This window comes from Streptomyces vulcanius (assembly GCF_042653945.1).
GTDB lineage: Bacteria > Actinomycetota > Actinomycetes > Streptomycetales > Streptomycetaceae > Streptomyces > Streptomyces mangrovi.
Genome location: NZ_JBHSFK010000077.1, coordinates 1 through 24,798 on the forward strand (window position 1 = coordinate 1; position 24,798 = coordinate 24,798).

Below are 24,798 nucleotides of genomic sequence, written 5' to 3' on the forward strand. Positions count from 1 at the left end.
TCGCCCAGAGCCGGCCGGTGGAGGCGGTGGAGGCGGCCGAACACTGCCTCGAGGTCGACGGGCACCGCGACGCCGCGTGGCGGGTCCTGATCCGGGCGTGCGACGCCGCAGGGCTCGCGGCCGACAGCGCGCGGGCCCGGAGAGGCTACTCGGCGATGCTGGCCTCCCTGGGGATCCCGCCGTCCGGCGGGCTCTCCCACCCTGTGTAGCGGCGGGCGCCGGGGCGCGCGGCCGCCGGGCCCGCTGCTCCGGGGCGCGTCGCGCGCCGGACGCCACCACCGGGGGAGGACGCCCTGGCGCCGGGCGTCCCGAGCCGTCGTCATCGCAGACCGAAGAATTCGACCTCCAGGATCGCCGTGTGACGGTCCTTCCCCTCGACTCCGTAACTGGACCGGATGATGAACCGCACCGAGCTGACGTTCTTCCCTGCGAGGTCCAGCGTCTGCGGCCCCGGCTTGTCCTGCAGCTTGAGCTGCTTCTTCTTGACTTCGCCGTTCGGGTCGGCCAGTTCGACGTCGAGGACGGACGGCCTGGCCTGCTTGAGGAACTCGTCCTTGTTGATCGAGACCCCGGCGTGGATGATGACCTTCTTGAGCGTCACGGGCTGTTCGAAGCGCGCCTCCAGATCCTCACCCGTACCCGCGCCGGCCGACGCCGGCGCCCAGTAGGTGTTGTTCGCCCCGTCGAAGGCCAAGTTCGGCCCATGGTCGTTGAGTTGGTTGGACGCCTCGGCGAACTTCGGGTTGACGGGGGTGGGTTTGGCCGTCTGGTTTCGCAGGTTGTCGATGAGGCCGCTCAGGTGGGGCCGTACCAGGTAGCCACCGCCGAGCAGGAGAACCAGCGTGATCGGGATCGCGAGGCTCGGCCGTCGCCATGCCCGGGCCGCGGGACGCTGCCCGGCCGCGAGCCGGTGCGGCGGACGGCGGCGGAGCCGGCGCAGCAGTCGCGCCCACCACGAGAGCCGCTCCTCCCGCGTCGTGGGCGCGTTGAGAACGGCACCGCAGCGAACACACAGGGTGCGGGTACGGGGGTTGGCCTGTGCGCATGCCCGGCAGATCAGGTCGTGGACCGGGGTCCGGGGGCGGGGCGCGGTCGCGGCAGTGCCCTGCGTGTCCGCCGAAGCGGGCAGGTCGTCCGGGTCCGCCGACCGCTCACCGGGCCGCCGCACGGTGCCGGAGGCCCCGGGTTCCGCCGGCGTCCGGGGCCGGACCGGTCCGGCCGGCGCGGCGGGGACGGAGGGGACGGCGGGGACGGAGGGGCCCGCAGGATTCGGGACAGTCTGCTCCGGCGTGAAACCGGGCGGCTGCGCCCGGGCTTGCGTCGGAGCGGGTGGCGAAGTCTCCGGCCGGGGCAGGACGGAAGCGGTCCGGGTGGCCGTCGGCTCCGGCGCGGGACCGGCGACCGCGGCTCCCTGGACGGACGGCCCGGAACCGGACACGTCCGGTGCCACGGTGCCCGGTGCCACGGGAGCCGGCACCGCCGGGACGGAGACGGCGGGCTCCACGACGGCTGCGCGGGGCGCCGTTCCCGTGCCCTGGCCCTGGCCGCCGGTCGCGGAGCCGGCGCCGTTCTCCTCCCAGTCCAGGAAGGCGTTGCAGGACGCGCAGAACGCCGTGCCCGGCGCGTTGTGGTGGCCGCAGTCCGGGCAGGCCCGCCCGCCGGGGCCGCTCATGACGCGTCCTCGAGGGCGAGCAGTTCCGTGTCGTACCCGACGTGCGCCGGCATCTCACCGGCCACCAGCCGCCGTAGCCGCTCCGCGCCTGCCGCGTCCGGGTCGGCCACCCGCACCCGTACGGTGACCCGGGGCCGAGTGCCGGCCGGCCCGGGCAGGGGGCTGTGTGCCGTCTCGGACCACGACGCCCCGCCCGACTCCTCGATCTCCGCCTCCGTGCCGAACTCCAGCCGTACGGCTTCGGCGAGGCCGCCTCTCGTTCCCCGTCGGCGGTGCCGTTCCACCGCCCCGAGGACCGCCGCCCGGCGCTGTCCGGCCGGCTGACCGGCGACCGGGCCCGTGGCCACCCACTCGCCCATCCACGCCAGGAAGTCCTCCGGGGCGGTGCGCGGGTCGAGGTGGGCGGGGAGGTTGTCCATGGTCAGCAGCACCGGCGCCAGTACGTCGTCCAGCGCTCCGAGGAACCGCTGGATGAAGTCCTCTCCCAGGTACACGGCGGGGAGCTGGTAGATGAGTGGGTGAGGCGTGGGCAGTCCCGCGACTGTTCCGCGCATTCAGGCCTCCCGCATTCGGAGTTGGTGCTCATAGGAAAAGACGAGGGCGTGCGGGTCGAGCACGATCCTGGTGACCGGGTCGGCGCGCTGCCCGGTGAGCGGGTCGGCCGGGAAGAGCCTGACGTCCTCGACGAGGTCGACGCCCGGCACCCGTTGGAGGACGGCGTACACCTCTCCGGCGTGGATCGGCCGCCCGAACGGCCACCCTTCCCCGCTCGGTCCTCCGGTGATCGGGTTGAAGTACCCGTACAGGGCGGCCAGCGCCGCGGTGCGGACCGGGTCGGCAGCCGCACCGCGGGCCGCCAGGACGGACGCCACGACGGTGACACCCTGGTAGTAGGGCGGCTCGACCACCAGCCGGGTGCCGATGAGACGGCGCTGGTCCAGGTAGTCGGCGAGGGCCCGCAGCGTCTCCCGGGGCGGCACCAGGTCGTCGAAGCGCAGCCGCCCCTGTTCGTCGCTCCGCACGGCCGGCACCAGAAGCAGCCGCACGCCGCCCTCCTCGCCCTCCCCCGCGGGTACGCAGGCGACCCGCGCCGCGTCCGGGGCGACCTCCCGCGCCAGCACCTCGTAGTCGCGCGGGACGACCGCCCGGTACAGGGTGCTCAGCGTCATGGGACCGCGGACCTTGGCGCTCTCCACGCTCTCCCCGTCGACCCCGCCGACGGCGGCCCGCCGGTTCTCGGCCCGCGCGACGAACGGCAGCGAGGTGCGCAGCACCCGCAGCGTCCCCGTGGCGACGTTGCCCGGGCTGCCGCCTCCGGTCCGGTAGGCGCGGATCCGCACCGGGGCGCCCTTGGCCGGCACGGCGCCGTAGTAGCGGATCGTCCCGTCCGGCTCGCGCACGGCCGGACCGAAGTCGATCCGGCCGGAGTTCGGGTCCAGCGTCAGGTGCCGGTCGCCGGGTCCCGAGAGGGCGAAGTCGTCGACGCGGTGCCACTGCGACCAGTCCGAGCCGTCCGCCACCTCCACGACGAACGGCTCGTCGCCCGGGACGACGGGTGGCCTGGCGACGTGGAAGGACTGGCCGGGCACGCCCTCGGACAGCCCCAGGACCTCGTCCGTCACCGTTTCGGCGTGCACGGCCTCGACCGTCGCCCCGATGGTGAAGGCCTCGGCCTCCCGGATGGTCGGTGACTGCAGATAGGTGGGCTGGTCCGGCTCGGCGGAGACCAGCCGGCAGCGCACCCACCCCGCGGCCTGGCGCGCGATCGTGGACTCCGCGTGGCTGCCCGGCAGGTGCAGAATCACCTGGCCGGGGCGGTTGAAGCCGCCGGTCGTGTCCTCCTCGACGTCGCAGCGCGCCCAGGCCGTGCCGTCCCATGCCTCCCAGCGCAGCGGCGGGCGCCGCGGGTCGACGCCGACGCCGTCGATCCGGCAGTCCAGGCGCAGTACGACGACCCCGGCCGGGACGGGGTTGGTCAGGCCGACGTACAGGGCATCGCCGGGGACGGGCTCGTCGTCGAAGCAGGGCACGTCGCGGCCGAGGGCGAGTTCCTGCGTACGGTCGGTGGCCCCGCCTCCGGCGGGGCAGGTCGCCAGCCGGGTCAGCCCGCACGGCACGATCGGCAGGTCGCGGACCGTGGTGAACACGACCGCCTCCTCCGTCTCGGTGCGCACGGTGGCGACCTCGGTGCCGGTCCTGACCCGGACGGTCTCGGGCTGCGGCGCGGAGAGCCAGAACGTGACGTCCGTACGGGCGGCGGTGGGCGGGTGCAGCCGGACGCCGATCAGGTCGAGGAAGGCCAGGTAGTTCTTCTCCGGCACGCGGTTGAGGCGGTAGAGGAGCTGGTCGACCATCGTGGCGAACGCCTCGATCAGGGTCACGCCCGGATCGGAGACGTTGTGGTCGGACCACTCGGGGCAACGCTGCTGGACGAATCGCTTGGCTTCGTCGACGAGTCCCTGGAACTTCCGGTCGTCGAGATGGGGGCTGGGCAGCGTCACGGACCCGTTCCTTCCTCGTGTGCGGGGATCACGTAGAACGGGAACACGAGGTTGCGGGGGTCGTTCGTGCCACGCACGGTGTAGCTGATGTCGATGTACAGCACGCCGTCCTCCACCGCGTCGAACCGGACGTCGATGCCCACGACCTCGATCCGCGGCTCCCAGCGGTCCAGGGCGAGCCGGATCTCGTAGGCGACCTGGCCCGCGGTGCCGGCGTCGGCGGGGGCGAACACGTAGTCGTGGACGGCGCAGCCGAACTCCGGCCGCATGGGGCGCTCCCCCGGGGAGGTGGCGAGCACGAGCCGGATCGATTCCTCGATCTCCCGCTCGCCGCGCACCAGGGCGATGCTCCCGGTGGCGTCGGTGCGCGGCGGGAACGCCCAGCCCGCGCCGACGAACTGCTGTCCCATCGGCCGGTCACCCGCCGATCAGGACGGTCGGACAGCCCGCGATGATCGGTGCCCCGCAGGCGGCGGTGTCACCGATTCGGGCGGCGGGCTTGCCGTTGATCAGGACGGTGGGGCACCCCGGCGGAATGATCACGGACGGCGGGTGCACGGCGGGCGGCGGGAAGGCGCACATATGGGTGGTACCGACCGTGGCGGCGGGCATGCCGCCGATGAGGACGGTGGGCGCGCCGGGCGGGCCGACCGTCCCCGGGTGGCCGGTGGGATCGCCGACGCGAGCGGCGGGTGGCATGGAGGTGGCTCCTTCTTCGTCGGCTTGTCGTTCTTCGTCGTCGTCAGTTGATCCGGACCAGGCCCGCGTTGATCGTGCAGGTCGCGCCGCCCTTGATCTCCGTGCGCGAGGTGCCGTTGACCGCGACCTGACTGCCCTTCACCTCCACTCCCCCGCTCGTCTTGAGCCCGACCTGGCCGCTGCCGCCGTCCACCTGGACGCCTGTCTGCGCGGTCACCTTCACCGACTTTCCGGTCAGTTCGAGGGTGCCGTTGCCCGCGTCCATCAGCGCGCCGTTGCCCGCCTTGACGGTGACCTTGTCCTTGGCGTCGATCTCCACCGTGCCGTCGCTGTGCACGATGATCTTGGTGCCCTTGCGGTCGAGGTCGATGGTGAGCTTGCCGTCGCCGGTGACCACCCGTACGCCCTGCGGTCCTGAGGCGTTGTCGAGCAGTTCGAGCTGGTTGCCGCTGCGGGAGGAGAACGACCGCCGGTTGACGGCACCGCTGGTCCCGTCGATCAGCTCGCCGCTCGCCGTGGACGGTTTGTCCTGCCCGTTGAAGAGGCAGCCGAGTACGTACGGGCGGTCGAGCCGGCCCTGCTCGAACCCGACCAGCACCTCGTCATTCACCTCCGGGGCGAACGCGGAGGTTCCCTTGCCGTCCTTGCCCCCTCCCCCGGAGGTCTGCGCGCAGCGGGCCCAGTCGCTGACGTACTCCTCGGACAGCCAGGGGAACTTGACCTTGACGCGGCTGAGCTTGTCCGGGTCCTTGGTGTCGGAGACGAGACCGATGACGACGCCGTCCACCTCGGGAAGCCGGCCCGCCCGGCCCGCGGCATGCCCGGCCAGTGCCGACAGGGAGCGTTCCTGCTGGCCCGAGACGGTCACCCAGGTCTCGTAGCCGCGCTGGGCGTCGAAGACGTGCCGGGAGGCGGTGACGGTGTACCGGCCCTCGAACGGGGCGCCGACCCCGGACAGTGCGACCGCGCCGCCGGCCCGGACGTCGGGATTGCCCTGGATGACCGCCTCCATCTCGGCGAACGACCCGGCGATCCGCTGCGCCAGCGCCTTGGCGACCTGCTCGACGCGGGCCTGCGCACCGTAGGTGTTGTCGGTGACGAGGTAGTCCGCCTTCCCGAAGGGGCGCGCCGCGTCCGCCGGGCCGATGCCTAGCTGGACGGTGTCCGCCGTGCCCGCCTCCGCCGTGCCGACCAGGGCCTGCTTGGTCTTGGTGTCCCAGCCGCGCACCTGGACCTGGGAGACCTGCTCGGCGGCGGTCACCCCGGCACGGCAGCGCACCAGGTTCTTCCCGAGTTCCAGCACGAGCGGGTCCCGGTCGGCGCGGGCCGAGGAGCCGGGCGCACCGGACGCCGCGGTGGGCCTGGTGACATGCAGGGCGCCGTCGATCACGTAGACCTGCGCTCCGGCGTCCTCGGCCAGGCCGCGGACGAACTCCCAGTCGGAGACGTTCGCCTGGGCGACGTGTTCGAGGACCGGCCCCGAGACGTCGATCGTCCCCGTCCCGAGCCCGGCGCGCTGGGCGACGCGGCGGCAGATGTCCGCGACGGTCATGTTCTGGTAGGCGGCGACCTTACGGCCCCGGAAGAGCCGGTGCGCCTTGTCCATACCGCGGACCACGGTGAACGTCCCGGTCTCGTCGAAGTCCAGCTCCAGTGCGGTCACCTCACCCTTGAGCAGCGGTTTCGGCGAGCCGCCCGCACCGGACGCGACCAGCAGCCGCGCCTCGGAGCCGATCTTGATACCGGCCTTGTCGAGCAGCACCCGGCTGGGGTCGCGGAATCGCAGGACGAACGTGTCGGGGAGGGTTCGGCTGTCATCGACGTAGCCGTCCACCAGGGTGTTGGCGAGGTCGGCGGGGAGCCTGGTCCCGCCGATCTCCATGACCAGGATCTTGGCGACGGTGTCCTTGGCCATCAGCCGTCCCTCCGGCCACCGGTCGCCCCGGACCCGTACACGACGGGCTCCGGCGCCCCGCCCGGCACCGTGTCCAGTTCGTCGGCCGAGGGGAGCAGCAGTTCCCGCCCCTCGGCCAGCCGCATCGGATCGTCGATGCCATTGGCCTCGGCGATGGCCCGCCAGGCCGCCGCGTCGCCGTACTCGGCCCAGGCGAGACCCTGCAGCGTGTCGCCGGCGCGGAGCCGGTGGACCCGGCGGGCGGTGAGCGCCCCCGAGGTCGGGTTCTGGCCGGCTGTCTCTCCGCTGATCTCCTCCATCGTCACCTGGCACACCGCGCGGATCGGCACCCCGGACGTGGTGAACAGCGTGTACTTGACCTGGACCTGGCTGACGTAGCCGGGAAAACCGGTGATGCCGCCCCAGTGGAAGACCACCCAGGGCGGCGACGACCGCTGCGCCTGCCGGGTCTCGCTGGTCGGTACGCAGCAGGCGAACAGGCTCTCCACCGCCTTGACGACACTGGTGTCCTGGGTGTCACTCGCGTCGAAGAACATCTCGACGGTGAGCTTGCTGGGCTGCGGCCCCTGGTACTCCGGCGGCCCCGCGCTCTTGGCGCCCTTGGCGGGGGTGCGTTTCCAGGACGCCGACTTGCCCAGGCTGAGCTCCTTGGGATTGAACTGGAAGTCGATCCGGCCGCAGGGTCCACCGGGGGTGAGGCTGCCGCCCGAGGGCGGGGTGCGCAGTTCGAGGTAGGCGTGCTCCAGCTTGGGCCGCGCGTTGCCGCCCCCGGCCGACGCCGACTTCGCGCCGCCTGCCGCGCTGAACGCCACGGGCCCGCTCATGCTCCGGGCTCCATCGTGTAACCGTGGTGCGCGATCTCGATGGTCTCCGTGGCGACCTTGGGCGACTCGGGATTGAACGACGGCCCGGTCCAGCGCACCGGCACCACCTCCAGCAGACCCCAGCGGGCGACCATGATGTCGTCGCCGGTACGGGCCTCGATGTGCGCGGTCTTGCGGGCGAACCCGGTGGTCATGCTCGCGAACCACTTGGCCACCTTCTGGGTGTCCTTCGTCAGCGGCCGGGAGAGCTTGACGTTCGGGTACTTCAGGCGCGTCGGCAACTGCCAGACGTGGCCGTTGTTGCCGCCCTCCTCGCGGGATTCGAGCACCACCTCGCAGCCCAGCCCCTCACAGGTGTTGAACGACCCCAGCTCGATCCCGTCGATCGTGACGACGAAGCAGACCGTGACCGCCGGGTCCTGGGTCGTGGACATCCGCTGCCCTGCCTTTCTTTCGGTACCGGGTGCTTACTGGGGCTGTGTCAGTGCCGGGTGTTGATCAAGGTCCCGGCGCGTTCACGTTCGATGCGCAGTTCCGCCCTGAGCAGCCTGCTGAGGGGGGCGAGCAGGGCTCGGACGAGTTCGTCCGTGACCTTGGGGGCGCCGGCCCCGCCGGCCTTCCCCGAAGTGGCGGCCGAGGCCGAGGAGCCGCCGGCGGGGTCGGGGGCGCCGGCCGACGGCCCCGGTGGTTCGGCCGGCTCGGGCTGCGCCGGCGGGTCGGCGGGCGGCTCGCTGCCCGACGCGCCGTCGTCGGCACGCTGCACGGCGGGCGCGGTGAACTCCACTGAGCCGTCCGGCATCCACCGGGCCACCCCGGCGGCGACCGCAGCGGCCCCCGCGCTGACGCCGGACAGCGCGGGGGCCGACGGCGCCTGTCCCCGAGGGGCCGGGGGCAGGGGTATCGGCGGGGCGGTGCCGCGTACGGGCGGCGGAGCGACGCCGGGTACCGTCGCGAGCCGCTGGAGCGGGACCGCGGGGCCCAGGGCGCCCGGATCTTGAAACGCCCGGGTGGACGACTGGGGGGCGCCGTCGGGAAGGACGGCACCGGCACCTGAGCCGCCGGGGAATTTCGTGGGCCCGGGAAGCCCGGGGCGGCCGGGATGCCCGGAGGCGCCGGGCCGTCCCGCGTCGCCGTAGGACCAGGTAGGCGGGGCGCCACCGGCGCCCACGGCCCGCTGCACGACGCCACCCGCGTGGCCGGAGGTGGCGCCGACGGACGCGCTGCCGCCGCCGGTCGGGATGTACCCACCGCCAGAGCCGCCGCGGTCGGCGGAGTACGCGCTGCCGCCGCCGGTCGCGGTGGGCCCACCGCGAGGGCCGCCGTGGTCGCCGGGCCCGCCGAAGCCGTCGGCTACGGCGTCGGCTGCGGCGTCGGCGGACCAGGCACGGCCTGCGGAACCGCCGGCACCCGAGACGGATGCTCCGCCCCCGACCGGCTCCCAACGGACCGGGACCACGGCCGGAGGCTCGGAGTCGACCGGCGCCTCGGCGGACGGTGCCGGCACCGTAAAGAGAGGCAGCGACCGCTGCGCCACCAGCGGGAACACGGGGCCGGCGCCCCGGGTCACGGATCCGGCGCCGACCTCCGCCTCGGGTGCCGTACCGGGAAGCGTGGCCTCGTCCACGGCGTCCAGCCTCCGCATCGGCATGGGTGTCGAGGCCGTCACCATCTCTCCCGGACCAGGCGCCTCGGGCACCACCGTGTCGGTCAGCGCGATCGGTCCGGCGTCCCCGAGCAGCGGTGCCCGGTCGGCCTCGACGGGCACGGGCGTCGCATCGGCCTCGGCGGGCACGGGCGTCGCATGGGTCGGCGGGGGTGCGGGCGTCGCATGGGTCGGCGGAGGTGCGTGGGGCGAGTTGACGGGAACGTCGAGTCGCTGCACGGCGACCGGCCCCGGGGGCCCGGCGGCACCACGGGAACCGGCGGCGGGTCCGGGGACGGCAACCGGTCCTGGGGCTGGGCCTGGACCGGTACTTGGGCCTGGGCCTGGGCCCGGAGCGGGCAGCGGGTCGAGTTTCACGGCTTCGGTGCCGGCGCCGGCGCCGGTCGCCGTCTCGGGCGAGAACCCTGTGCCGAGGTCCACCGGGTCCGAGGTCAACGGTGGCGTGTCGCCGAGCAGCGGCGCGGTGCCCTCGCCGTCGGGCGACGAGACTCCGGGCTCGGCCGGGCCTGCCACGAGGTCCGGCACCGCCGGAGCGTGCGGGACGCCCTGGTCTTCCGGGACCGCCGCCGGTGTCTCCGGGACCTCCACGGTTCGGGAGACGTGCACGCCGGAGGGGACGGAAGGGGACACGGCGGACTCGGCCGGCCGCGCCGCCGGGCCCGGAAGCGGCAGGGCGGTGGGCGGCAACGCGGCGAGTGGCTCGCCGAGACCCCGATGACGCGGACGCGGCGGAGCCGCGACGTCACGCTGCACAACGGGCCGCACGGCGGCCCCGGGGACGTCCACGCCGCCGATGAGCGGAGCGGTGGGGGCGGCGCCCGGTACCTGGCCTGCGGCCGTGCCGGTGCGCGGCGCGGCAAGCGGGAGCGAGGCCGTGTCCCGTACCGGCGTCGGCCGGTCGATGACCGACGCTTCGGTTCGCTGGACGACGCCGCCCTCCTCGTCCTGCCCCGCACGCGCGTCGGGCGTGGCGAGCAGGTCGGCGACGGGCTCGTCCGGGGGTCCCGGGGCCAGGGGGCCGGGCCCCGCGTCCGGCACGGACTGAGGGACCGCCGTGAGTTCCCACGCCGGTACGTCCGGTGACTCCGCGACATTCAGGGGGCGGGCGGGTGCTGGGCCCGCGGGGGCTGCCGGGAGGGACGGCAGGCGCAGGACCGTCACCGGAGCGGGCGGTGAGGTATCCGGCTCCGGGCCGGTCGGCGGAAGGGTTGTCCGCTGGAGTGGCGCCAGGGGAAGCGGTGCCGGTGCGACCGCCCGTACGCCATCGGGTAACGACGAGACACCGCCCGCGCCCCGGTTCTGATGCTGTGCCGTGCCCCAATCCGGGGACACCGACCGGAAGATGACCGGGCCACCCGTGCCGTGCGGGTCACCCGGCCCGTCTGTGGACCCGCCGTCAGCGACGGCTGAAGCGACTGCTGACGCCACGCCGGGCTCGCCCGCCCACGTCTGCGTCTGCGCCTGCGCCTGCGCCGGATCCTGCGCGCCCCGCGACGCGCCGAAGGCGTGCGCCTCCGGCCGTACGCTCGTCCGCTGCACCGGCATCGTCGGTTCCGCCAGCCCGTGGCCGACGCCTGACGGCGCCTGTGCGCTGACGAGATGACCGAGCGGTCCGGTGACGGTCGGGTCCTGCCATGTACCCAGCCGCCCGCCGAACCCGCCGGGGTCGGTGAGCAGCCCCATGGGCGCGCTCAGCGTCCGCTGGACGGGTGGCGTCGACCACCACCCGTCCATGACCCGTGTGTCCGTCGCCGCGTCCGGTCCGGGCGGCGTCGTCCCGGCGTCGGCGCGCGCTCGCGTCCCGGGCTCCGTGACGCCCCGCGAGCCCTCACCGCTCCTCGTCAGCCAGGACAGCAGTCCCATCTCGGTGTCCTCTCACCGCCCGTTGAGACGGGCGATCTGCTCGACGTACCGCTGCCGTTCGTGGTGTTCCAGATCGAGCAGCTCTTCGAGCGGCCAGTGGAAGTGATAGGCCAGGTACGCGATCTCCTCGTAGAGGCGCTCGACCGCGTACGTCACGATTCCCCCAGGCGGCCCCCGGCCAGGTCCACGGCGAAGTGTTCCTGGCAGGAGGGGCAGGTGACCGCGGCGCGGGTGTGGCCTTCCGCGTTGATCCGCCGGTAGAAGTCCTGGAGGAAGGCGAGGTCCGAGGCGAACAGGTCTTCCACGAGGCCGGCGTGTACGTCCTCGATGGTGCCGAGCCGGGTGATCACCCGGGCGATCAGGACCACCGACAGGTACGCGGAGTTCTCCCGCACCCGGTCGTCCCGCAGCGGGATGAGCTCGTCCCGGGCGGTGGCCAGCCGCATCACACCGTGCCGGTGCACGGTGCCGGACTGGTCCACGTACCCCCGTGGCAGTTCGAAGGCGAACTCGGAGCGGAGCGTGTCACGCCCCGCACCGCTCGCGCTCTCGCCCGGTCCCCCGATGTGGTCCTGCTCCGGTGCGCCCGGGGAAGGCGGTGCCGCCTGCCGCGCCGGAGAGGGCATCCCCCTGCGCATCACTCAACTTCCATGCTCTCGTACGTGATCGCGAGCTTCTCGGTGAGGACCGAGGTGTCGCCCGCCTTGAGCGTGCCGATCTCCAGCGACTTCGGCCAGGCGTTGATCAGCTGGTAACGCTTGATCGCCATGCCCTCGTAGTCGTAGACGATGATCGCGCCGTTCTTCCGGGCGTCGGCCATCTTCCCGAACCGGGAGGACTTGATCCACGCCTCGAAGCTGTTGTCCTCGGTCAGACCGCGGGTGACGGTGCACTCGCCGGCCTTCGGTCGGCCCGGCAGCTTCTTGATGGCGTACTTTCCGTCGGCGGTGTTCTGCTTGAGCTCGATGACGTCCTGTTCCATCTTCAACCCGCTGACCTCGGTGATCTGTTTGATCACCACGCCGTCGAATTCCAGCCCGAAGGAGTGGCCGACAGAGCTGTCAAGTTCGGGGAGTGCCATCCCAGCCTCCATGGGTCATCTCGTGTGTGGAGCGGCGGTCTTCCACCGCCCCGGGACCGATCCGCGGGCTGCCCACTACCGTCGGGCCATGACCCGCCTGCCGTTCTGCTACTCGTCGACCGATCCCGTGCCACCCGACAGCTGTGCCAGCCGGAACACCACGAACTCCGCGGGCTTGACCGGAGCGACCCCGACCTCGCAGACGACCTGGCCGGCATCGATGCCTTCGGCGGGGTTGGTCTCCCGGTCGCACTTGACGTAGAAGGCCTCGTCCGGGGTCAGCCCGAACAACGCGCCCTTGCGCCACTCGTTGACCAGGAAGGCCGAGATGGTGCGCCGGATACGCGCCCACAGGGCGTCGTCGTTCGGTTCGAAGACGACCCACTGCGTGCCCGTCAGGATCGACTCCTCGATGTAGTTGAAGAGCCGGCGTACGTTGAGGTAGCGCCAGGCGGCGTCGGAGGAGAGGGTGCGGGCGCCCCACACCCGGATTCCGCGGCCCGGGAAGGAGCGGACGCAGTTGACGCCGATCGGGTTGAGCAGGTCGTGCTCGCCCTTGGTGATCTGCGTCTGGAGGCCGACCGCACCCCGCAGGACCTCGTTCGCCGGCGCCTTGTGCACACCGCGCGACTCGTCGTTGCGAGCCCATACCCCGGCTATGTGCCCGCTCGGCGGGACAAAGCTGTTACGGCCGACCGACGGGTCGAACACCTTGATCCACGGGTAGTAGAGCGTCGCGAACTTCGAATCGAAGCCGGCCGTGTCCATCCGCCAGTTCTTGATCTGCTGCGGCGACAGCCCGGGGGGAGCGTCCAGGATGGCGACCCGGTCGCCCATCAACTCGCAGTGGGCGATCAGGGCATGCTGCACCGAGATGACGGTCTCGTCATCGACGATGCCGCGCTGGTGGGCGCTCATCAGGTCGGGTACGGCCACCATCGTGATCTCGTCGATGGCCTCAAGACCGCCGAAGCCCGTCCGCTCGTCGGCGTCGCCGATGTAGCTGTCGGCCGACAGCGCGACCGTCCCGGACCCGGCCGGAGCGGGGGCAGCCGTGCCGGACTTGGCCGCGAGGACGACCGTGCCGGTGTCGGGTTTTGTCGACGCGGCGGCCCGGCTGACCTCCTCCAGGCCGATGATCTGCGACTTCTCCTTGACCTTGGTGACGACGTTGTCCTTGCCGCGGCGGGCGGACACCGAGGGGTAGGTCTCCTTCTCCTCCCCGTCCACCTTGACCACCAGCTTGAACGCCTCGCTCGGCGGCGCCTCGCCGTCCGCCCCGCCGACCTCGACCGTGATCTCACCGGTGACGCCCGGCAGTGCCCGGACCCGGAATCCGCCGAGCAGCGCCTCGGCTGCGGACTCACCGCCCGCCGTCTCGCCGGCGGACCCGCTCGGCAGTTCTCCCGCGACGCCGTTCCCGCCGTCTCCGATGCGGACGACGTAGCAGTTCCCGCCCCCGTTGGCGAAGTACCCGTACACGGCCGACGCCAGATAAGACCCCTCGACGAAGTCGCCGAAGGCACCCACGTACTGGCTCCAGTTGGTGACGAGCGTCGGCTCGTTCAGGGGCCCTTGCGGGGCGAAGCCGAGAAACGCGGCGACCGAGGTGCCCACTCCCTCGATCGGTCGTGCCCCGGCCTCCACTTCTTCGACGTAGATGCCCGGGGACAGATAGGACGGCATACCCACTCCTCCTTGACCTGCGGCCGAACCAGATTCTGACTCCGGTCGCGATCACCTGGAACGTGTCGTCGTCCGCGGCGCGGTGCACAGCCCACTGCCCGATCAGGCACGCCGCCCTTCCCCCGGCCGTACCCACCGCTCTCGTGTACGAGTGACCACGAACCCGAACACTTGCGGCCATGAAGGCGGCGCCGGACAAAAAGACCAGCGCGAAGACCAGCGCGAAGACCAGCGTGGCGGCACCGGCACGCTCGGCGGCGCCAGCCCAGGCCCCCGCCCAGGCCCCCGCCCAGGCCGCTCCCACGGTCGAGGAATCCGCCTCACCCACCGCGGCCGGGCCGGAGAGCGCCCCTGTGGCCGGCCTCACCTCGCGGCAGTTGCGTCTGCTTCAGGCAGGGGCGGGGAACGCGGCGGTTGCCCGGCTGGTCGTGCAGCGCCAGACCGCGGCCGCGCCTTCCACGGACGCCCCGGCTCCGCCGGTCAAGCCGCCGCCGTCCGCCTCGCCCGCCTTCCAGAACCTGAAGTCCGACGTGCGGGCGAAGAAGACCGCGGCCTCCCGGCACTCCCCCGCCGCCACGGAGTCGAAGGCCGCACAGAACGCCGCCGTCGCCCCGCCGGACGACAAGCAGGCCCAGGGCAAAGCCGCGCAGGCCGAGAAGATGAACGCCGCCAAGCCCGGTGTGTTCGACAAGGCCGGGTTCATCGCCGCCGTCAACCAGGCCATCGCCGCGCAGGCTCCGAAGAACCTCGACGAGGCCGACAACTTCTCCGAGTCCGGCAAGGCCGATGCCGTCAAGGGCCAGGTCAGTGGCCAGGTCAGCCAGGGCAAGGCCGCCTCCGCCAAGGAGATCGACACCGCCACCAAGGCGGGCCCGGACCTGTCCAAGGCCCAGGACAAGCCGGTCACGCCGCTCACTCCCGACGCGCCCCCGCCCGTACCCGGCACCCCCGACCCGGCAGGTGCGGTCCCGGCCAGGCAACCGGACGCGGTCACCGACTTCTCCGGCGGCCCGGAGCAGGTCAACCAGCAGATGGCCGACGCCGAGGTGACGGAGGACCAGCTCGCCAAGAGCAACGAGCCCCAGTTCACGGATGCTCTCGGCGCCAAGAAGGAGGGCGAGCAGCACTCCGCGACGGCGCCGGGCCAGGCCCGCGGCGCCGAGGCCAAGCAGTTGGCCGCCGCCAAGCAGGGTGCGGCTGCCACCGGCGCCCAGGCCATGACCGGCCTCGCCGCCACCCGGACCGCCACCGGCAAGCAGGTCGACGGCGGCAAGAGCGCCACCAAGTCCGCCGACGAGCGCAAGCGCGCCGAGGTCACGGCCCGGCTGCAGAAGGTCTTCGACGGCACGAAGACGGACGTCGAGAAGACCCTGTCCGGCCTCGACAAGCTCGTCGACGACACATTCACCGCCGGCGAGAAGGCCGCACGGGACGCCTTCACCGCCGACCACAAACGCCGGATGGACGCCTACAAGGACAAGCGCTACTCCGGCTGGACCGGCAAACTCAAGTGGGTCAAGGACAAGTTCGCCGGGATGCCGGAGGAGGCCAACCAGCTCTTCCAGGAATCACGCAAGCTCTACGTCGCCCAGATGCAGCAGGTCATCTCCTCCATCGCCGACCTCATCGGCACCGAACTCGGCAAGGCAAAAGACCGCATCGCCCGCGGCCGGACCGAGCTCAAGGCCGAGGTCGACAAACTCCCCGCCGACCTGAAGAAGTTCGGCCAGGAGGCCGCCAAGGACTTCACGGAGAAGTTCGACGGCCTGGAAGCGGATGTCAACGCGAAGTCGGACCAGCTGGTCCAGGACCTCGCACAGAAGTACACCCAGGCACTGAACGCGGTCGACGACGAGATCAAGAAGCTCCAGGAGGAGAACAAGGGGCTCATCGCCAAGGTCAAGGACGCCGTCGTCGGTGTCATCCAGACCATCATCGAGCTCAAGAACATGCTGCTCGGTGTCCTGGCAAAGGCCGCCACGGCGGTCATGAACATCATCAAGGACCCGATCGGGTTCCTGCGCAACCTGGTGACGGCAGTCGGTGCCGGCCTCAAGCAGTTCATGGCCAACATCGGCGACCACCTGAAGAAGGGCCTGATCTCCTGGCTCCTCGGCACCGCAGTCAGCGCGGGGCTGGCGCTGCCCGCCAAATTCGACCTCAAGGGCATCATCCAGCTGATCGGCGGCATGCTGGGCCTGACCTGGGCCAACATCCGCGCCCGCATCACCCGCAAGGGCGTTCCCGACCAGGCGGTCACCGCAGCCGAACAGTCCGTCCCCGTCGCGCAGGCCCTCCAACGCGAGGGCCCGGCCGGCGCCGTGGACCACATCAAGGCCTCCGTCGGCGACCTCAAGTCGACGATCCTCCAAAAACTGACCGCCTACCTGATCCCCACCGTCATCGTCGCCGGCATCACCTGGATCGTCTCCCTCCTCAACCCAGCATCGGCCTTCATCCGCGCCGTCAAGGGCATCATCGACATCGTCACGTTCGTGGTGACCCAGGGCGCCCAGATCATGCAGTTCGTCAACTCGATCCTGGACGCGGTCATCGCCATAGCGAGCGGCGGCGGGGGCGGCGTCCCCGCCCTCATCGAAGGCGCCCTCGTCGCCTCGATCCCGGTCCTCATCGGCTTCCTGGCCGCCCTCCTGGGCGTCGGCAACCTGGCCAACAAGGTCAAGGAGGTCTTCCACGCGGTCGCCAAACCGGTCAACAAGGCGATCGACAAGATCGTCGACTTCATCGCGAAGGCGGCGAAGAGGCTGTGGGCAAGACTCAAGGGCAAAGGCAAGAACGGCAAAGACAGCAAGGGCAAGGACAGCCCGAAGAGTTCGGCAGACCGCGAGAAGGACGCCGTCAGCGACGCGCAGAAGTTGCTCACCCCCGACGCCACCCACGCCGGCGTGCAGGGCCGCCTGCCCGGCATCGCCCGTACCCATGGCGTCCCGCTCAGGCTCGTCGTCGACTCCCGCTCCGACGCGGGCGAGGTCGTGCATGTCCAGACGACCCGCAGCGACTCCAAGCCGATCGGCAAGCCCGACCCGGACGCGAACCCAAATACGGCGTTGCTCAAGAAGAACTACGAGATCGCGAGCATCGCCGCGAAGGAACTGGCCGCCTCGAAGGAGAAGTATCCGGCGCCGGTCATCTTCGTGGTGGACAAGGGCCTCGAGAAGGACGTCAAGGAGACGGAGAAGAAATTCGACCTCTACTTCCGGCCAAACTCCCGCAATGCACAGAAATACACCAAAGCGCTTGCCGGAGGGGTGCCGGACGATCAGGTAAAGGTACTCGCCGACGAATATCACAAGGTGGGCGAGGAAGCGCAGACGCTTGCCGATAAACTGCATTCGGCGATGACCGGGCAACCGGCCCCCCTGGGTCCCCTCCTCACCGAGGCCAAATTCGAACCCTACCTCCTCAAGGCGGTGAAGAACCTGGGTGGGCAGACCAACGAGGTGCTGACCTGGTTCGCCAAGATCGCCCCCATCTCGGGTTCCGAGAAGGTGCTCAAAGACGTGGCGACGAGCCACACCACGGTAACCGGCGCGATCGGCGAGATCCGCTACGCCGCCTGGCTGATCGACGAGGGCGTGAAGATCACCCTGCTGGGCGAGACCTACATCAGCCCCAAGTCCGGGAAGTCGGTCAAGGGACTCGACATCATCGTCAACTTCGGCGAGAAGGTCATCGAGTTCAAGAACTATGAGGGCATGAAGGACAAGTTCCCGTGGGACTCGCCCAAGGCGAGCACGTCCGCCGATCCCGATAAGCTGGCGAAGTGGCAGAAGGGTCGGCGAGAATTGCAGGAGCAGCGTCTGCAGGAATTCGAGGTGCAGGCCGCGCGGCACAGAGAACGGTGGCCGGATGCGAAACTGGAATTCGTCTTCAAATCACCGCTCTCCGACGTTCCGCAGGAGCTCAGGGACATCGCCGCGAAGTACGGCACGGTCAAGGAGACGCCCTACTGACTTCCGCCCCGCACATGACAGGATGCCATCATGGACGACAAGATCCGGTTCATCGGCCTGCCTTACGACGACCGTGACGGGTCCGCCCCGGCCGACCGGCAGCGCTTCGCCGAGGTCTTGGAGGGGCAGGGCTTCCAGACGGCGCCCTCCGACTTCGGGCCGTCGCTGGAGGTGTGGCTGCCGGACCCGTCGGAGTTCGTGGCCTCGGTCCGCCTCGGTGACAGCTGGATGGTGCAGATCGCCGTCGACGAGGGCCGGCTCGACGAGGACTTCGACGAGAACCGGGGCAACACCGACGCTCTGGCGAAGCTGATCGGCATCGCCACCGAGTTCGCGAGCACGTACCTCGGGTTCGTCACCGCCGACGACGATGACGATCTGTCCTTCATGGAGGAAGACCCGCCGGTCCAGCTGGAACAGCCGCTCGCGGTGGCCTATCTCGGACGGCGCTACCTGAGCGACTGGCCGGACGAGCCGGAGTGGGCCGCGGCCCCGAAGGCACGCTGGGAGCTGCCGGACGGAGTACTGCTGGTTCCGGCATCCTCCCCGCTCAAGATCACTCGGGCCTAGTGTCCTGGGCCAGAGATCCGTCGGCAGAAGCCAGCGAGGGAGTCGAGGATTTCCACGCGTCGGATCCTTACGCGTGGCGCCGAAGGCGCCGTCAGGGGCTCCTTCGGCAGGCGCCGCCACTGCCACACCCTCGGTTCGAAGCGGTATGGACGGGTGATCGTCTCGCGGTAGGACAGGTGCTCGGGACTGACCCTGAGGTGCCTGGCTGCCCATGCCGTGCCGTCCTTGGCGTCCTCGGACGTCGGGCAAGGCCGCCTCGCAGACGGCGCACCACATGGTGAAGGTGTGCGCCTCCGCGTCGGGCTCGGTGTCCGGAAGCCCAGACCGTTTCGCCGTGCCCGGACAACAGTACGCCCCACTTTTCGGAGAGAGCGTTCACGATCCACAGGCCCCGTCCGCTGACGTCGTCCTCGCCTGCCTGCCTTGCCTGAGGCAGGCGTTCGTCGCCGGGGTGGAGGTGGCCGGGCCGTCGGCGGCTACCCCACCCACCGCACCGCCCTGTCCGTGTCGTAGCGGCGGCTCGCGCTCTGTGCGGCTCGGGTGCCGCCATTGCACGGCTGGGCGCAGAGGACCCGCAGGTTGGCCGGGTCGTTGGCGCACCGCTTGGCCTCGTCGCGGGTGATCGCGGCGACGGTACGGCCGCCGACTGCCCAGGTCACCTCCGTGGCGTTTGTCTGCACGTAGGCGATGATTCCCGAGATGTGGTCGATGGCGACGAAACGGTCGCCGTCCGCCGGGGTGCGGTCGCGTTTGCGGGGGATGAAGGCATTGCACTTCGCGCACTGGTATTCGGTGCGCCCGTTGGCGTTCTGGCTAGGCGTGTTGGCGAACACGGCGTTCGTCGTCTCCTTGGTGAACCCGATGTCGCTTCTGGTACCACGCCAGATGGCTGCGCCGCCCGGGCCCTGGGCCGGGAGTTGCGCGGCCCGGGGCACGGCCGGGTCGAAGCCCTGCTGCTCCTGCTGCCGAGCCGACTGTGGCCTTCGGGAGTACGGGGAGTCGGCCACCGCCTTCCGCCGCGCCCGGTGTCCACGGACGGCATCGGGCATCCGTTGCACGCCCAGCAGCCGTACGACCGCCGCGTTGCCGGCCGTGCGCTGGAGAGCGGCCAGCGCCACGACCGCTGAGGGGTCCGGTTGGGCGGTACGGCGCGGGCGGCTCGGCTCCTCACTCGTCGGCGGCCGTTCATCGTGAGCACGCACAGCGGTCTCCCCAGGGTCCGGTCACGCAACGAGCAGGTCGACGTAAGGGCCGAATTCGCTGGCCAGGGTCAGGCGGCCCAGCTTCTGGTATTCGCGTTGGACCGCGTGGATCAGTTGGCGCATGGTCAGGGGGGAGCCAGCCTCGGCGGTGAGGTAGGCCGCGGTGACGCGATGGAGCGGATGTTGCCGCCCGCGAGTTCGAAGGAGCCTGCGCAGAAGGGGAGATCGAGGTCGCCGGCGCCGGGGAGGAGGGGGGCCAGGCAGCGGTGCCAGAGGGCGAGGCGCTGGGTGGAGTCGGGGACGGGGAAGTCGATGGCCAGGTCGAGGCGGCGGGTGAAGGCGTCGTCGAGGTTGGCACGGAGGTTGGTGGCGAGGATGGCGAGGCCGTCGAAGGACTCCATGCGCTGGAGGAGGTAGGCGCTCTCGATCCTGCGGTGAGGCACCAGGCACCGAAGATGCCGCCAGGGGCTCCGCCGGCGGTCTCCTGGGTCAGCGTCCATCCTGAGCCCTTTATGACCACGTGCGCCCTCACCGCCACGCCTTCGGTTCGAAGCGGTACGGACGGGTGACCGTCTCCTGGTAGGACAGATGCTCCGGGCTGGCCTTCAGGTGTCTGGCCGCCTGATACTCCGGCTGTAGATCGTGATCAAGGCTGCGGGGGTGGCCTATGTGACGCTGGTCTACGCTGCCCTTCGTGATCGCCAAGCTGCAGTGTGTCGTGTTGGATTGCGCCGATGTCCTTGAGCTCGCCCGGTTCTACCAGTCGCTCCTGGGCGGTGTGGTGAACCAGCCGGACCCACGGTGGGCGCTCGGCGACAGTTGGGCGACCCTCCACACCGACACCAAGCTCGTGCTCGCCTTCCAGCGTGTGGAAGACCATCGGCCGCCTCGGTGGCCAGACCCTGTCCGGCCACAGCAGTTCCACCTCGACCTGGGGGTCACGGAGCTCGATCAGGGCCAGGAAGAGGTTCTCAAACTGGGCGCCACGCTGCTCGACGCTGGTGACCAGAAGCGCAGTTGGCGGATCTATGCCGACCCGGCAGGTCACCCGTTCTGTCTCGTTCGGGATTGACAGGGACGCAGACAGGCGGCTCCGCTGGGGCTGCTCCTGCTCGTCGTCGTTCTCCGAGGGCGGCAGCTCGGGCTTGGGCCTCTCATCGCCCTTCTTGAAGTCCTCCCATGCATACTGAGCCCCGCCCCGGTCGGGGTGGGGCTCAGTACTGGTCAGGCCGAGTCCGGTTCGCCGAGGAGGAGTTCATCCCCGGCGGGGAAGCGTGCCGTGCCGCCCTCCTCCCAGGTGACCACGACGGCCAACCCGCCCATCGGACCCCGGTCCGTCTTCGCGGCCTTGACGGTGCGCCACTCGCCCTCGTAGCCGATCACGTCGCCCGGGGTGACAAGGACCGCGCGCTTCGTGGGGGTGCTTAAGGGTTCTCGACGGGGCAGACGTGATTCAAAGGGACGTCCCATTCCGCGCCACCGCCCTCCGGCCGCAGGAACGCCGTTTGGCTGATGAGCTTGTCGCCCTCCTTCGTGCGCTCCTCGATCACGCCGTGAAGCTCGCCGGTGCGCTTCGAGAGCGTGTCTTCAACGAGCGTCCCCACCGGGTAGGGCGGCTCGACTTGGCTGAGCGTCGTCGGTGGCTTCTCGTATGTCTGTGCCATAACCCCTCGTCCCACCTGGGCATACGTGTGTCACCCAAGAGAACTGCCGCCGTGCAAGCCGAACTTGCACACCTCTTGCACAACACCGGGGCGCGCGAGTGGCCGGAGTGCGACCATGGGACGTAACGGAAGTCGAGCGGGGAAGACGCACAGGTATGAGCGTGACCAAGATTCCCGGACCCGGTGCCAATGTGGCCGTCTGCCGCAAGGCGCGTGGCCTGAGCCAGGTCGCCCTTGCCCGGCGGGCCAACATCTCTGTCTCACTGCTCAGCAAGATCGAGGTGGGCGACCGCGCGCTGACGCAGGGCACTGCCGCCGACCTGGCACGAGCCATGCGGATGACACTTGACGAGCTGTTGGGCACGGCGACAGTCGAAGGGGCCGACGAGAACAGCCTTACGGCCCTGAACTACGCCATCCGGCGCTTCGACATCCCCGACGGCCCTCCGCCCCACCCTGAGGACCTGCCCCGCGAGCTGGCCGAGCTGAACCAGCACCGCTACCGGACGGAGTTGTCGGCCGTATTGCAGAAGACCCCGGGCGTGCTCGCCCGGACGACCAACTTCGCCCACGCCACCCAGTCGCCCGACGCCTGGACGCGCGTCGCCGACACGTACTCGGTCGTGTACTGGCTTGCCGCCCGGCACCGCTGGATGCACCTCGCCGAGCTGGCCGTCATGAAACAGCGGATGGCTGCCGAGCGTGCGAACCCGATTGCCGCCACGGTGGCGGCGCGCGACGAGGCCGGCGCCTTCCTCAACTCCGGGGACTTCGCAGGTGGCTTGGCCATTGTGGACCGCGCGGTTGTTGAGGCTGAGACAACCCTTCGGGGACGTGATCGCGCGTACGGCCTCGGCATCCTGCACCTGCGAGGGCTGACCCTGGCCGGTCGGATCAAGGACAAGGCCGCCGCCGCCCACATCGACGCCGCATGTCGGGCGGCCGGGGAGTTCCCCGAGGACATCGAGGACCACGGCATCCACTTCGGGCCGGAGAACACGGCCGTGCACGTCATCTCCACGGCATCCGACTTGGAGGACTACCGCGAGTCGCTCGACACGGCGGACGACCTGATCCGAGGCGGCCTGACGCTCCCGGCCACCCGCGTCGGACCGCTGCACATGAACATCAGCCGGTCGAAGCTTGCACTGGGTGACCGGGACGGTGCTCTCGAATCGCTCGAAGTGGCCTGGGACATCGCGCCGGAGATGGCCCGGGTGCACCCGACGTCACAGGAGCTGATGCGGGTCTTGACCTCGCTGCACCGCCGCAGCAACCCACGCCTGACCCGGTTGGCCAAGCGCGCCGGCGTGCCCTTCTGACGTCAGCGCTTGATGGCGCGTCGAGGTAGATCAACGGTGACGTTCCTTGTCCCGGTGCTCGATGAGAAGGCATGACAGGCTCTCGACGTCCGGGGCCAGTTCCGGAATCGGGTCCGGAGTGCCCGGTTCGACAGGCGGCCTGACCTCACCCGGGGCAATCCTTCTCTGAAGCATCCGGGCTGCTCGGCCTCCGGGACCATTCTGAGGGCGGGCCTGCCTCGATCGTCCTCCGGAAGTGCGGCAAGTGACTCAGGAGTGTGGCCGAACGCCTTGAGGATGTCGTCCAGCGACGTACACCGACCGCTGTCGGCCGCCGTGCGGGCCAGTACGAGCGCGAGGTCAAGGAGATCCGTAAGGCTGGGTCTCACAACCCGGGGTAGTACGGGATGTCGGCCGGTTCCTCGGGCTTGGGGCCGACGCCGAGGATGAAGAGGAGTTTCGCCAGGGCGTAGCCGCTGAACTCGTTCCGGAGCTTCTCCATGAACCAAGCGTCCTGGGCGAGGCGGCTCCGCTCGCCGGGGCCGGCCGCGGTCAGGTGGCGCTCGACGATCGAGTAGGACGGGAAGAAGCTGTCCATCTCTTTGAGGCAGGCGACCGCGTGCTCGGAGTAGTCGCCCAGCAGGAAGAGGATCTGGTGGCGTTCGTTCTGGTTGGGGACGCGGCCGTCGATTTCCCGTCCGGTCTCGACCACGGTGATCACGTCGGGGTTGGCGCCAGCGCGGCGGCGCTCCGCTGCCGGCATGGAACGGACGATGTCCAGCATGTCTTTGTTGCGCAGGTCGGGTCGGGGCGGATCGAGGACCTCGGCCAAGGGGATGTGGACGTCGCGCAGCGCGATGGTCGTCGGCGGGCGGCCCAGTGCCTTCGCCTTCGCGCGGGCCACCGACTCCATGTCCGGCGTGATCCACGCGTCCAGATTGACGCCTCCCATGGTCCAACTGGTCAGCGTCGCCAAGCGCTTGCGGGAGGCGAGTTGTACTTCGTACAGGTCGGTGGAAGCACTGTTTCCGACTCCCATCTCACCCCCGACGGTCAGACGCTCGCCGATGGGCTCGACCTGCTTCTGGTAGCGGGCGAAGAGTTCACCGAGCGAGTTCCGGTAGGCGGACTCGTCGGCGTTGTCCGGGTCGTACGCGGTCCACAGTGCGATCAGTTGCGGGTCGGGCATCGTCGTCACCTGGTTGAGCAGGGAGCCGGCGCCGCGTTGGAACGAGTTGCGCAGACCTAGTGCGAACGCGTCGATCTCCGACTCGCCGAACAACGTATTGGAACTGTTCTTCATCAGCTGGTTGGCGATCTTCGTGGCGCCGGTGAAGGACGCCTTCAGGGTGTCCTGTTGTGAGATGAGACGTGTGATCGCCTTCTTCGTGACCTCCTGCACCGGCGCCGACGCCGCCTTCGCGGCCAGTTGACTGATCACGTAGTTGGCGAAAACAGGTGCGAGGAAGCCGGTCGCCACGTCGACGACCATCGCGATCATCTCCGCCTTCGCCTTCGCCTCGTTCTTGATCGCTGCCGCGTGCGCGGTGGTGGCGTTGCTGAACGCGGTGAACGCCAGCGGAATGTATCCGGCCACGGCGGTTTCCAGGGCGCGGCGGTCGCCTGGGGGCATCCGGTCCTGGTTGGCCTCCTCCAGCGGCATGCCTGGGGCCCGCTGCACCTGAGGCTGGACCGTCGTCCGCTGCGCGGTCAGCAGCCCTACGACCGCCTTGTTGCCGACCGTCCGCTGCAGTGTCGGCAGTAGGGCCTTCAGCGAGCCGGCCGATTCCCCTGCGCGGACCGGCACGGCGGTGCGGCGCGTGCGCTCGGCACCTTGAGTCGTCACTGGGGTTTCGTGCGTACGCACAGCGGTTCTCCTCCGTCCGGTCACGGGATGAGCAAGTCGACGTAAGGGCCGAATTCGCTGGCCAGCGTGAGGCGGCCCAGCTTCTGGTATTCGCGTTGGACTGCGTGGATCAGTTGGCGCATGGTCAGGGGTGAGCCCGCTTCGGCGGTGAGGTAGGCGGCGGTGACGGCGATGGAGCGGATGTTGCCGCCGGCGAGTTCGAAGGAGCCTGCGCAGAAGGGGAGATCGAGGTCGCCGGCGCCGGGGAGGAGGGGGGCCAGGCAGCGGTGCCAGAGGGCGAGGCGCTGGGTGGAGTCGGGGACGGGGAAGTCGATGG

Annotated in this window: 24 protein-coding genes and 2 pseudogenes; 5 read left to right on the forward strand and 21 right to left on the reverse strand. The window is 70.5% G+C overall.

Annotated elements, in window-relative coordinates:
* On the forward strand, positions 1–209 hold a 209-nt coding region (locus ACFPIH_RS54735; protein ID WP_381168520.1), incomplete at its 5' end, for a hypothetical protein.
* Positions 210–319: 110 nt separating this feature from the next.
* On the opposite strand, the gene ACFPIH_RS54740 is transcribed toward ACFPIH_RS54735, so the two are convergent.
* The 13 genes from ACFPIH_RS54740 to ACFPIH_RS54800 all read right to left on the reverse strand — a co-directional run bounded on the left by ACFPIH_RS54740 (position 320) and on the right by ACFPIH_RS54800 (position 13,904).
* Entirely contained in the window at positions 320–1,672 is a 1,353-nt protein-coding gene (locus ACFPIH_RS54740) for an NADase-type glycan-binding domain-containing protein (RefSeq protein WP_381168522.1), read from the reverse strand.
* Positions 1,669–2,226: a phage tail protein gene (locus tag ACFPIH_RS54745; protein ID WP_381168524.1), complete on the reverse strand. Its 558-nt coding sequence runs from the start codon at positions 2,224–2,226 to the stop codon at positions 1,669–1,671. The genes ACFPIH_RS54740 and ACFPIH_RS54745 overlap by 4 nt, the downstream gene beginning before the upstream one ends.
* Positions 2,227–4,173 (reverse strand): putative baseplate assembly protein, encoded by a 1,947-nt coding sequence (locus tag ACFPIH_RS54750; RefSeq protein ID WP_381168526.1) that lies wholly within the window; start codon positions 4,171–4,173, stop codon positions 2,227–2,229.
* Positions 4,170–4,583, reverse strand: coding sequence for a GPW/gp25 family protein (locus tag ACFPIH_RS54755; RefSeq protein ID WP_381168528.1), 414 nt, complete (start codon positions 4,581–4,583; stop codon positions 4,170–4,172). Before ACFPIH_RS54755 ends, ACFPIH_RS54750 begins: the two co-directional genes overlap by 4 nt.
* Positions 4,584–4,590: 7 nt before the next feature.
* Entirely contained in the window at positions 4,591–4,872 is a 282-nt protein-coding gene (locus tag ACFPIH_RS54760) for a PAAR domain-containing protein (protein WP_381168530.1), read from the reverse strand.
* A 43-nt stretch (positions 4,873–4,915) separates the two neighbouring features.
* Positions 4,916–6,787: a VgrG-related protein gene (locus ACFPIH_RS54765; protein ID WP_381168532.1), complete on the reverse strand. Its 1,872-nt coding sequence runs from the start codon at positions 6,785–6,787 to the stop codon at positions 4,916–4,918.
* Complete coding sequence (locus ACFPIH_RS54770) at positions 6,787–7,611, reverse strand: CIS tube protein (protein ID WP_381168534.1); 825 nt, start codon at positions 7,609–7,611, stop codon at positions 6,787–6,789. The genes ACFPIH_RS54765 and ACFPIH_RS54770 overlap by 1 nt, the downstream gene beginning before the upstream one ends.
* The gene (locus ACFPIH_RS54775) at positions 7,608–8,045 is read right to left on the reverse strand and encodes a phage tail protein (RefSeq protein WP_381168536.1); all 438 of its coding nucleotides are present in this window, start codon (positions 8,043–8,045) and stop codon (positions 7,608–7,610) included. Before ACFPIH_RS54775 ends, ACFPIH_RS54770 begins: the two co-directional genes overlap by 4 nt.
* Positions 8,046–8,092: 47 nt before the next feature.
* Entirely contained in the window at positions 8,093–11,137 is a 3,045-nt protein-coding gene (locus tag ACFPIH_RS54780) for a hypothetical protein (protein WP_381168538.1), read from the reverse strand.
* A 12-nt stretch (positions 11,138–11,149) separates the two neighbouring features.
* Positions 11,150–11,293, reverse strand: a complete 144-nt coding sequence (locus ACFPIH_RS54785) for a DUF6760 family protein (protein WP_381168540.1) — start codon at positions 11,291–11,293, stop codon at positions 11,150–11,152.
* Positions 11,290–11,763: a hypothetical protein gene (locus ACFPIH_RS54790; RefSeq protein ID WP_385879351.1), complete on the reverse strand. Its 474-nt coding sequence runs from the start codon at positions 11,761–11,763 to the stop codon at positions 11,290–11,292. The genes ACFPIH_RS54785 and ACFPIH_RS54790 overlap by 4 nt, the downstream gene beginning before the upstream one ends.
* An 11-nt stretch (positions 11,764–11,774) precedes the next feature.
* Positions 11,775–12,218: a phage tail protein gene (locus ACFPIH_RS54795; RefSeq protein ID WP_381168544.1), complete on the reverse strand. Its 444-nt coding sequence runs from the start codon at positions 12,216–12,218 to the stop codon at positions 11,775–11,777.
* A gap of 108 nt (positions 12,219–12,326) precedes the next feature.
* Complete coding sequence (locus tag ACFPIH_RS54800; protein WP_381168546.1) at positions 12,327–13,904, reverse strand: phage tail sheath family protein; 1,578 nt, start codon at positions 13,902–13,904, stop codon at positions 12,327–12,329.
* Between the two features lie 179 nt (positions 13,905–14,083).
* Here ACFPIH_RS54800 and ACFPIH_RS54805 point away from each other — a divergent pair, with 179 nt between their 5' ends.
* Together ACFPIH_RS54805 and ACFPIH_RS54810 are read left to right on the forward strand one after the other, a co-directional pair.
* Positions 14,084–17,878, forward strand: a complete 3,795-nt coding sequence (locus ACFPIH_RS54805; protein WP_381168548.1) for a phage tail protein — start codon at positions 14,084–14,086, stop codon at positions 17,876–17,878.
* Between the two features lie 30 nt (positions 17,879–17,908).
* Positions 17,909–18,448, forward strand: coding sequence for a hypothetical protein (locus tag ACFPIH_RS54810; RefSeq protein WP_381168550.1), 540 nt, complete (start codon positions 17,909–17,911; stop codon positions 18,446–18,448).
* Here the strand turns inward: ACFPIH_RS54810 and ACFPIH_RS56580 are convergent.
* The 4 genes and pseudogenes from ACFPIH_RS56580 to ACFPIH_RS56585 form a co-directional block, all read right to left on the reverse strand.
* The gene (locus ACFPIH_RS56580) at positions 18,445–18,834 is read right to left on the reverse strand and encodes a DUF7848 domain-containing protein (RefSeq protein ID WP_465270400.1); all 390 of its coding nucleotides are present in this window, start codon (positions 18,832–18,834) and stop codon (positions 18,445–18,447) included. The two genes, ACFPIH_RS54810 and ACFPIH_RS56580, sit on opposite strands and share 4 nt — an antisense overlap.
* Before the next feature lie 90 nt (positions 18,835–18,924).
* On the reverse strand, positions 18,925–19,650 hold the full coding sequence (locus ACFPIH_RS54815) for a hypothetical protein (protein WP_381168552.1): 726 nt from the start codon (positions 19,648–19,650) through the stop codon (positions 18,925–18,927).
* A gap of 21 nt (positions 19,651–19,671) precedes the next feature.
* Positions 19,672–20,087, reverse strand: a pseudogene (locus tag ACFPIH_RS54820) (ATP-binding protein); the annotation flags it as partial.
* Positions 20,088–20,178: 91 nt separating this feature from the next.
* Positions 20,179–20,355 carry a DUF7848 domain-containing protein gene (locus ACFPIH_RS56585; protein WP_465270401.1) on the reverse strand — a complete coding sequence of 59 codons (177 nt, stop codon included), beginning with the start codon at positions 20,353–20,355 and terminating at the stop codon, positions 20,179–20,181.
* Here ACFPIH_RS56585 and ACFPIH_RS54825 point away from each other — a divergent pair.
* Entirely contained in the window at positions 20,345–20,722 is a 378-nt protein-coding gene (locus ACFPIH_RS54825; RefSeq protein WP_381168554.1) for a VOC family protein, read from the forward strand. The genes ACFPIH_RS56585 and ACFPIH_RS54825 overlap by 11 nt on opposite strands.
* A 152-nt stretch (positions 20,723–20,874) precedes the next feature.
* On the opposite strand, the gene ACFPIH_RS54830 is transcribed toward ACFPIH_RS54825, so the two are convergent.
* The gene (locus tag ACFPIH_RS54830) at positions 20,875–21,033 is read right to left on the reverse strand and encodes a hypothetical protein (RefSeq protein ID WP_381168556.1); all 159 of its coding nucleotides are present in this window, start codon (positions 21,031–21,033) and stop codon (positions 20,875–20,877) included.
* Between the two features lie 41 nt (positions 21,034–21,074).
* On the reverse strand, positions 21,075–21,314 hold the full coding sequence (locus ACFPIH_RS54835; RefSeq protein ID WP_381168558.1) for a hypothetical protein: 240 nt from the start codon (positions 21,312–21,314) through the stop codon (positions 21,075–21,077).
* Positions 21,315–21,469: 155 nt separating this feature from the next.
* Here ACFPIH_RS54835 and ACFPIH_RS54840 point away from each other — a divergent pair, with 155 nt between their 5' ends.
* Positions 21,470–22,636: a helix-turn-helix domain-containing protein gene (locus tag ACFPIH_RS54840; RefSeq protein ID WP_381168559.1), complete on the forward strand. Its 1,167-nt coding sequence runs from the start codon at positions 21,470–21,472 to the stop codon at positions 22,634–22,636.
* 364 nt (positions 22,637–23,000) lie between these two features.
* Here ACFPIH_RS54840 and ACFPIH_RS54845 read toward each other — a convergent pair whose 3' ends face one another.
* Both ACFPIH_RS54845 and ACFPIH_RS54850 read right to left on the reverse strand, forming a co-directional pair.
* A complete protein-coding gene (locus ACFPIH_RS54845) occupies positions 23,001–24,461 on the reverse strand; it encodes a hypothetical protein (protein WP_381168561.1) in 1,461 nt (486 codons plus the stop codon).
* A gap of 41 nt (positions 24,462–24,502) precedes the next feature.
* Positions 24,503–24,798, reverse strand: a pseudogene (locus ACFPIH_RS54850) (ATP-binding protein); the annotation flags it as partial.

Coding starts and splice junctions, on each gene's coding strand:
- ACFPIH_RS54740 (WP_381168522.1), bottom strand. CDS start 1,672: ATGAGCGGCCCCGGCGGGCGGGCCTGCCCGGACTGCGGCCACCACAAC.
- ACFPIH_RS54745 (WP_381168524.1), bottom strand. CDS start 2,226: ATGCGCGGAACAGTCGCGGGACTGCCCACGCCTCACCCACTCATCTAC.
- ACFPIH_RS54755 (WP_381168528.1), bottom strand. CDS start 4,583: ATGGGACAGCAGTTCGTCGGCGCGGGCTGGGCGTTCCCGCCGCGCACC.
- ACFPIH_RS54760 (WP_381168530.1), bottom strand. CDS start 4,872: ATGCCACCCGCCGCTCGCGTCGGCGATCCCACCGGCCACCCGGGGACG.
- ACFPIH_RS54765 (WP_381168532.1), bottom strand. CDS start 6,787: ATGGCCAAGGACACCGTCGCCAAGATCCTGGTCATGGAGATCGGCGGG.
- ACFPIH_RS54770 (WP_381168534.1), bottom strand. CDS start 7,611: ATGAGCGGGCCCGTGGCGTTCAGCGCGGCAGGCGGCGCGAAGTCGGCG.
- ACFPIH_RS54775 (WP_381168536.1), bottom strand. CDS start 8,045: ATGTCCACGACCCAGGACCCGGCGGTCACGGTCTGCTTCGTCGTCACG.
- ACFPIH_RS54780 (WP_381168538.1), bottom strand. CDS start 11,137: ATGGGACTGCTGTCCTGGCTGACGAGGAGCGGTGAGGGCTCGCGGGGC.
- ACFPIH_RS54790 (WP_385879351.1), bottom strand. CDS start 11,763: ATGCCCTCTCCGGCGCGGCAGGCGGCACCGCCTTCCCCGGGCGCACCG.
- ACFPIH_RS54795 (WP_381168544.1), bottom strand. CDS start 12,218: ATGGCACTCCCCGAACTTGACAGCTCTGTCGGCCACTCCTTCGGGCTG.
- ACFPIH_RS54800 (WP_381168546.1), bottom strand. CDS start 13,904: ATGCCGTCCTATCTGTCCCCGGGCATCTACGTCGAAGAAGTGGAGGCC.
- ACFPIH_RS54805 (WP_381168548.1), top strand. CDS start 14,084: ATGAAGGCGGCGCCGGACAAAAAGACCAGCGCGAAGACCAGCGCGAAG.
- ACFPIH_RS54810 (WP_381168550.1), top strand. CDS start 17,909: ATGGACGACAAGATCCGGTTCATCGGCCTGCCTTACGACGACCGTGAC.
- ACFPIH_RS54835 (WP_381168558.1), bottom strand. CDS start 21,314: ATGGCACAGACATACGAGAAGCCACCGACGACGCTCAGCCAAGTCGAG.
- ACFPIH_RS54840 (WP_381168559.1), top strand. CDS start 21,470: ATGAGCGTGACCAAGATTCCCGGACCCGGTGCCAATGTGGCCGTCTGC.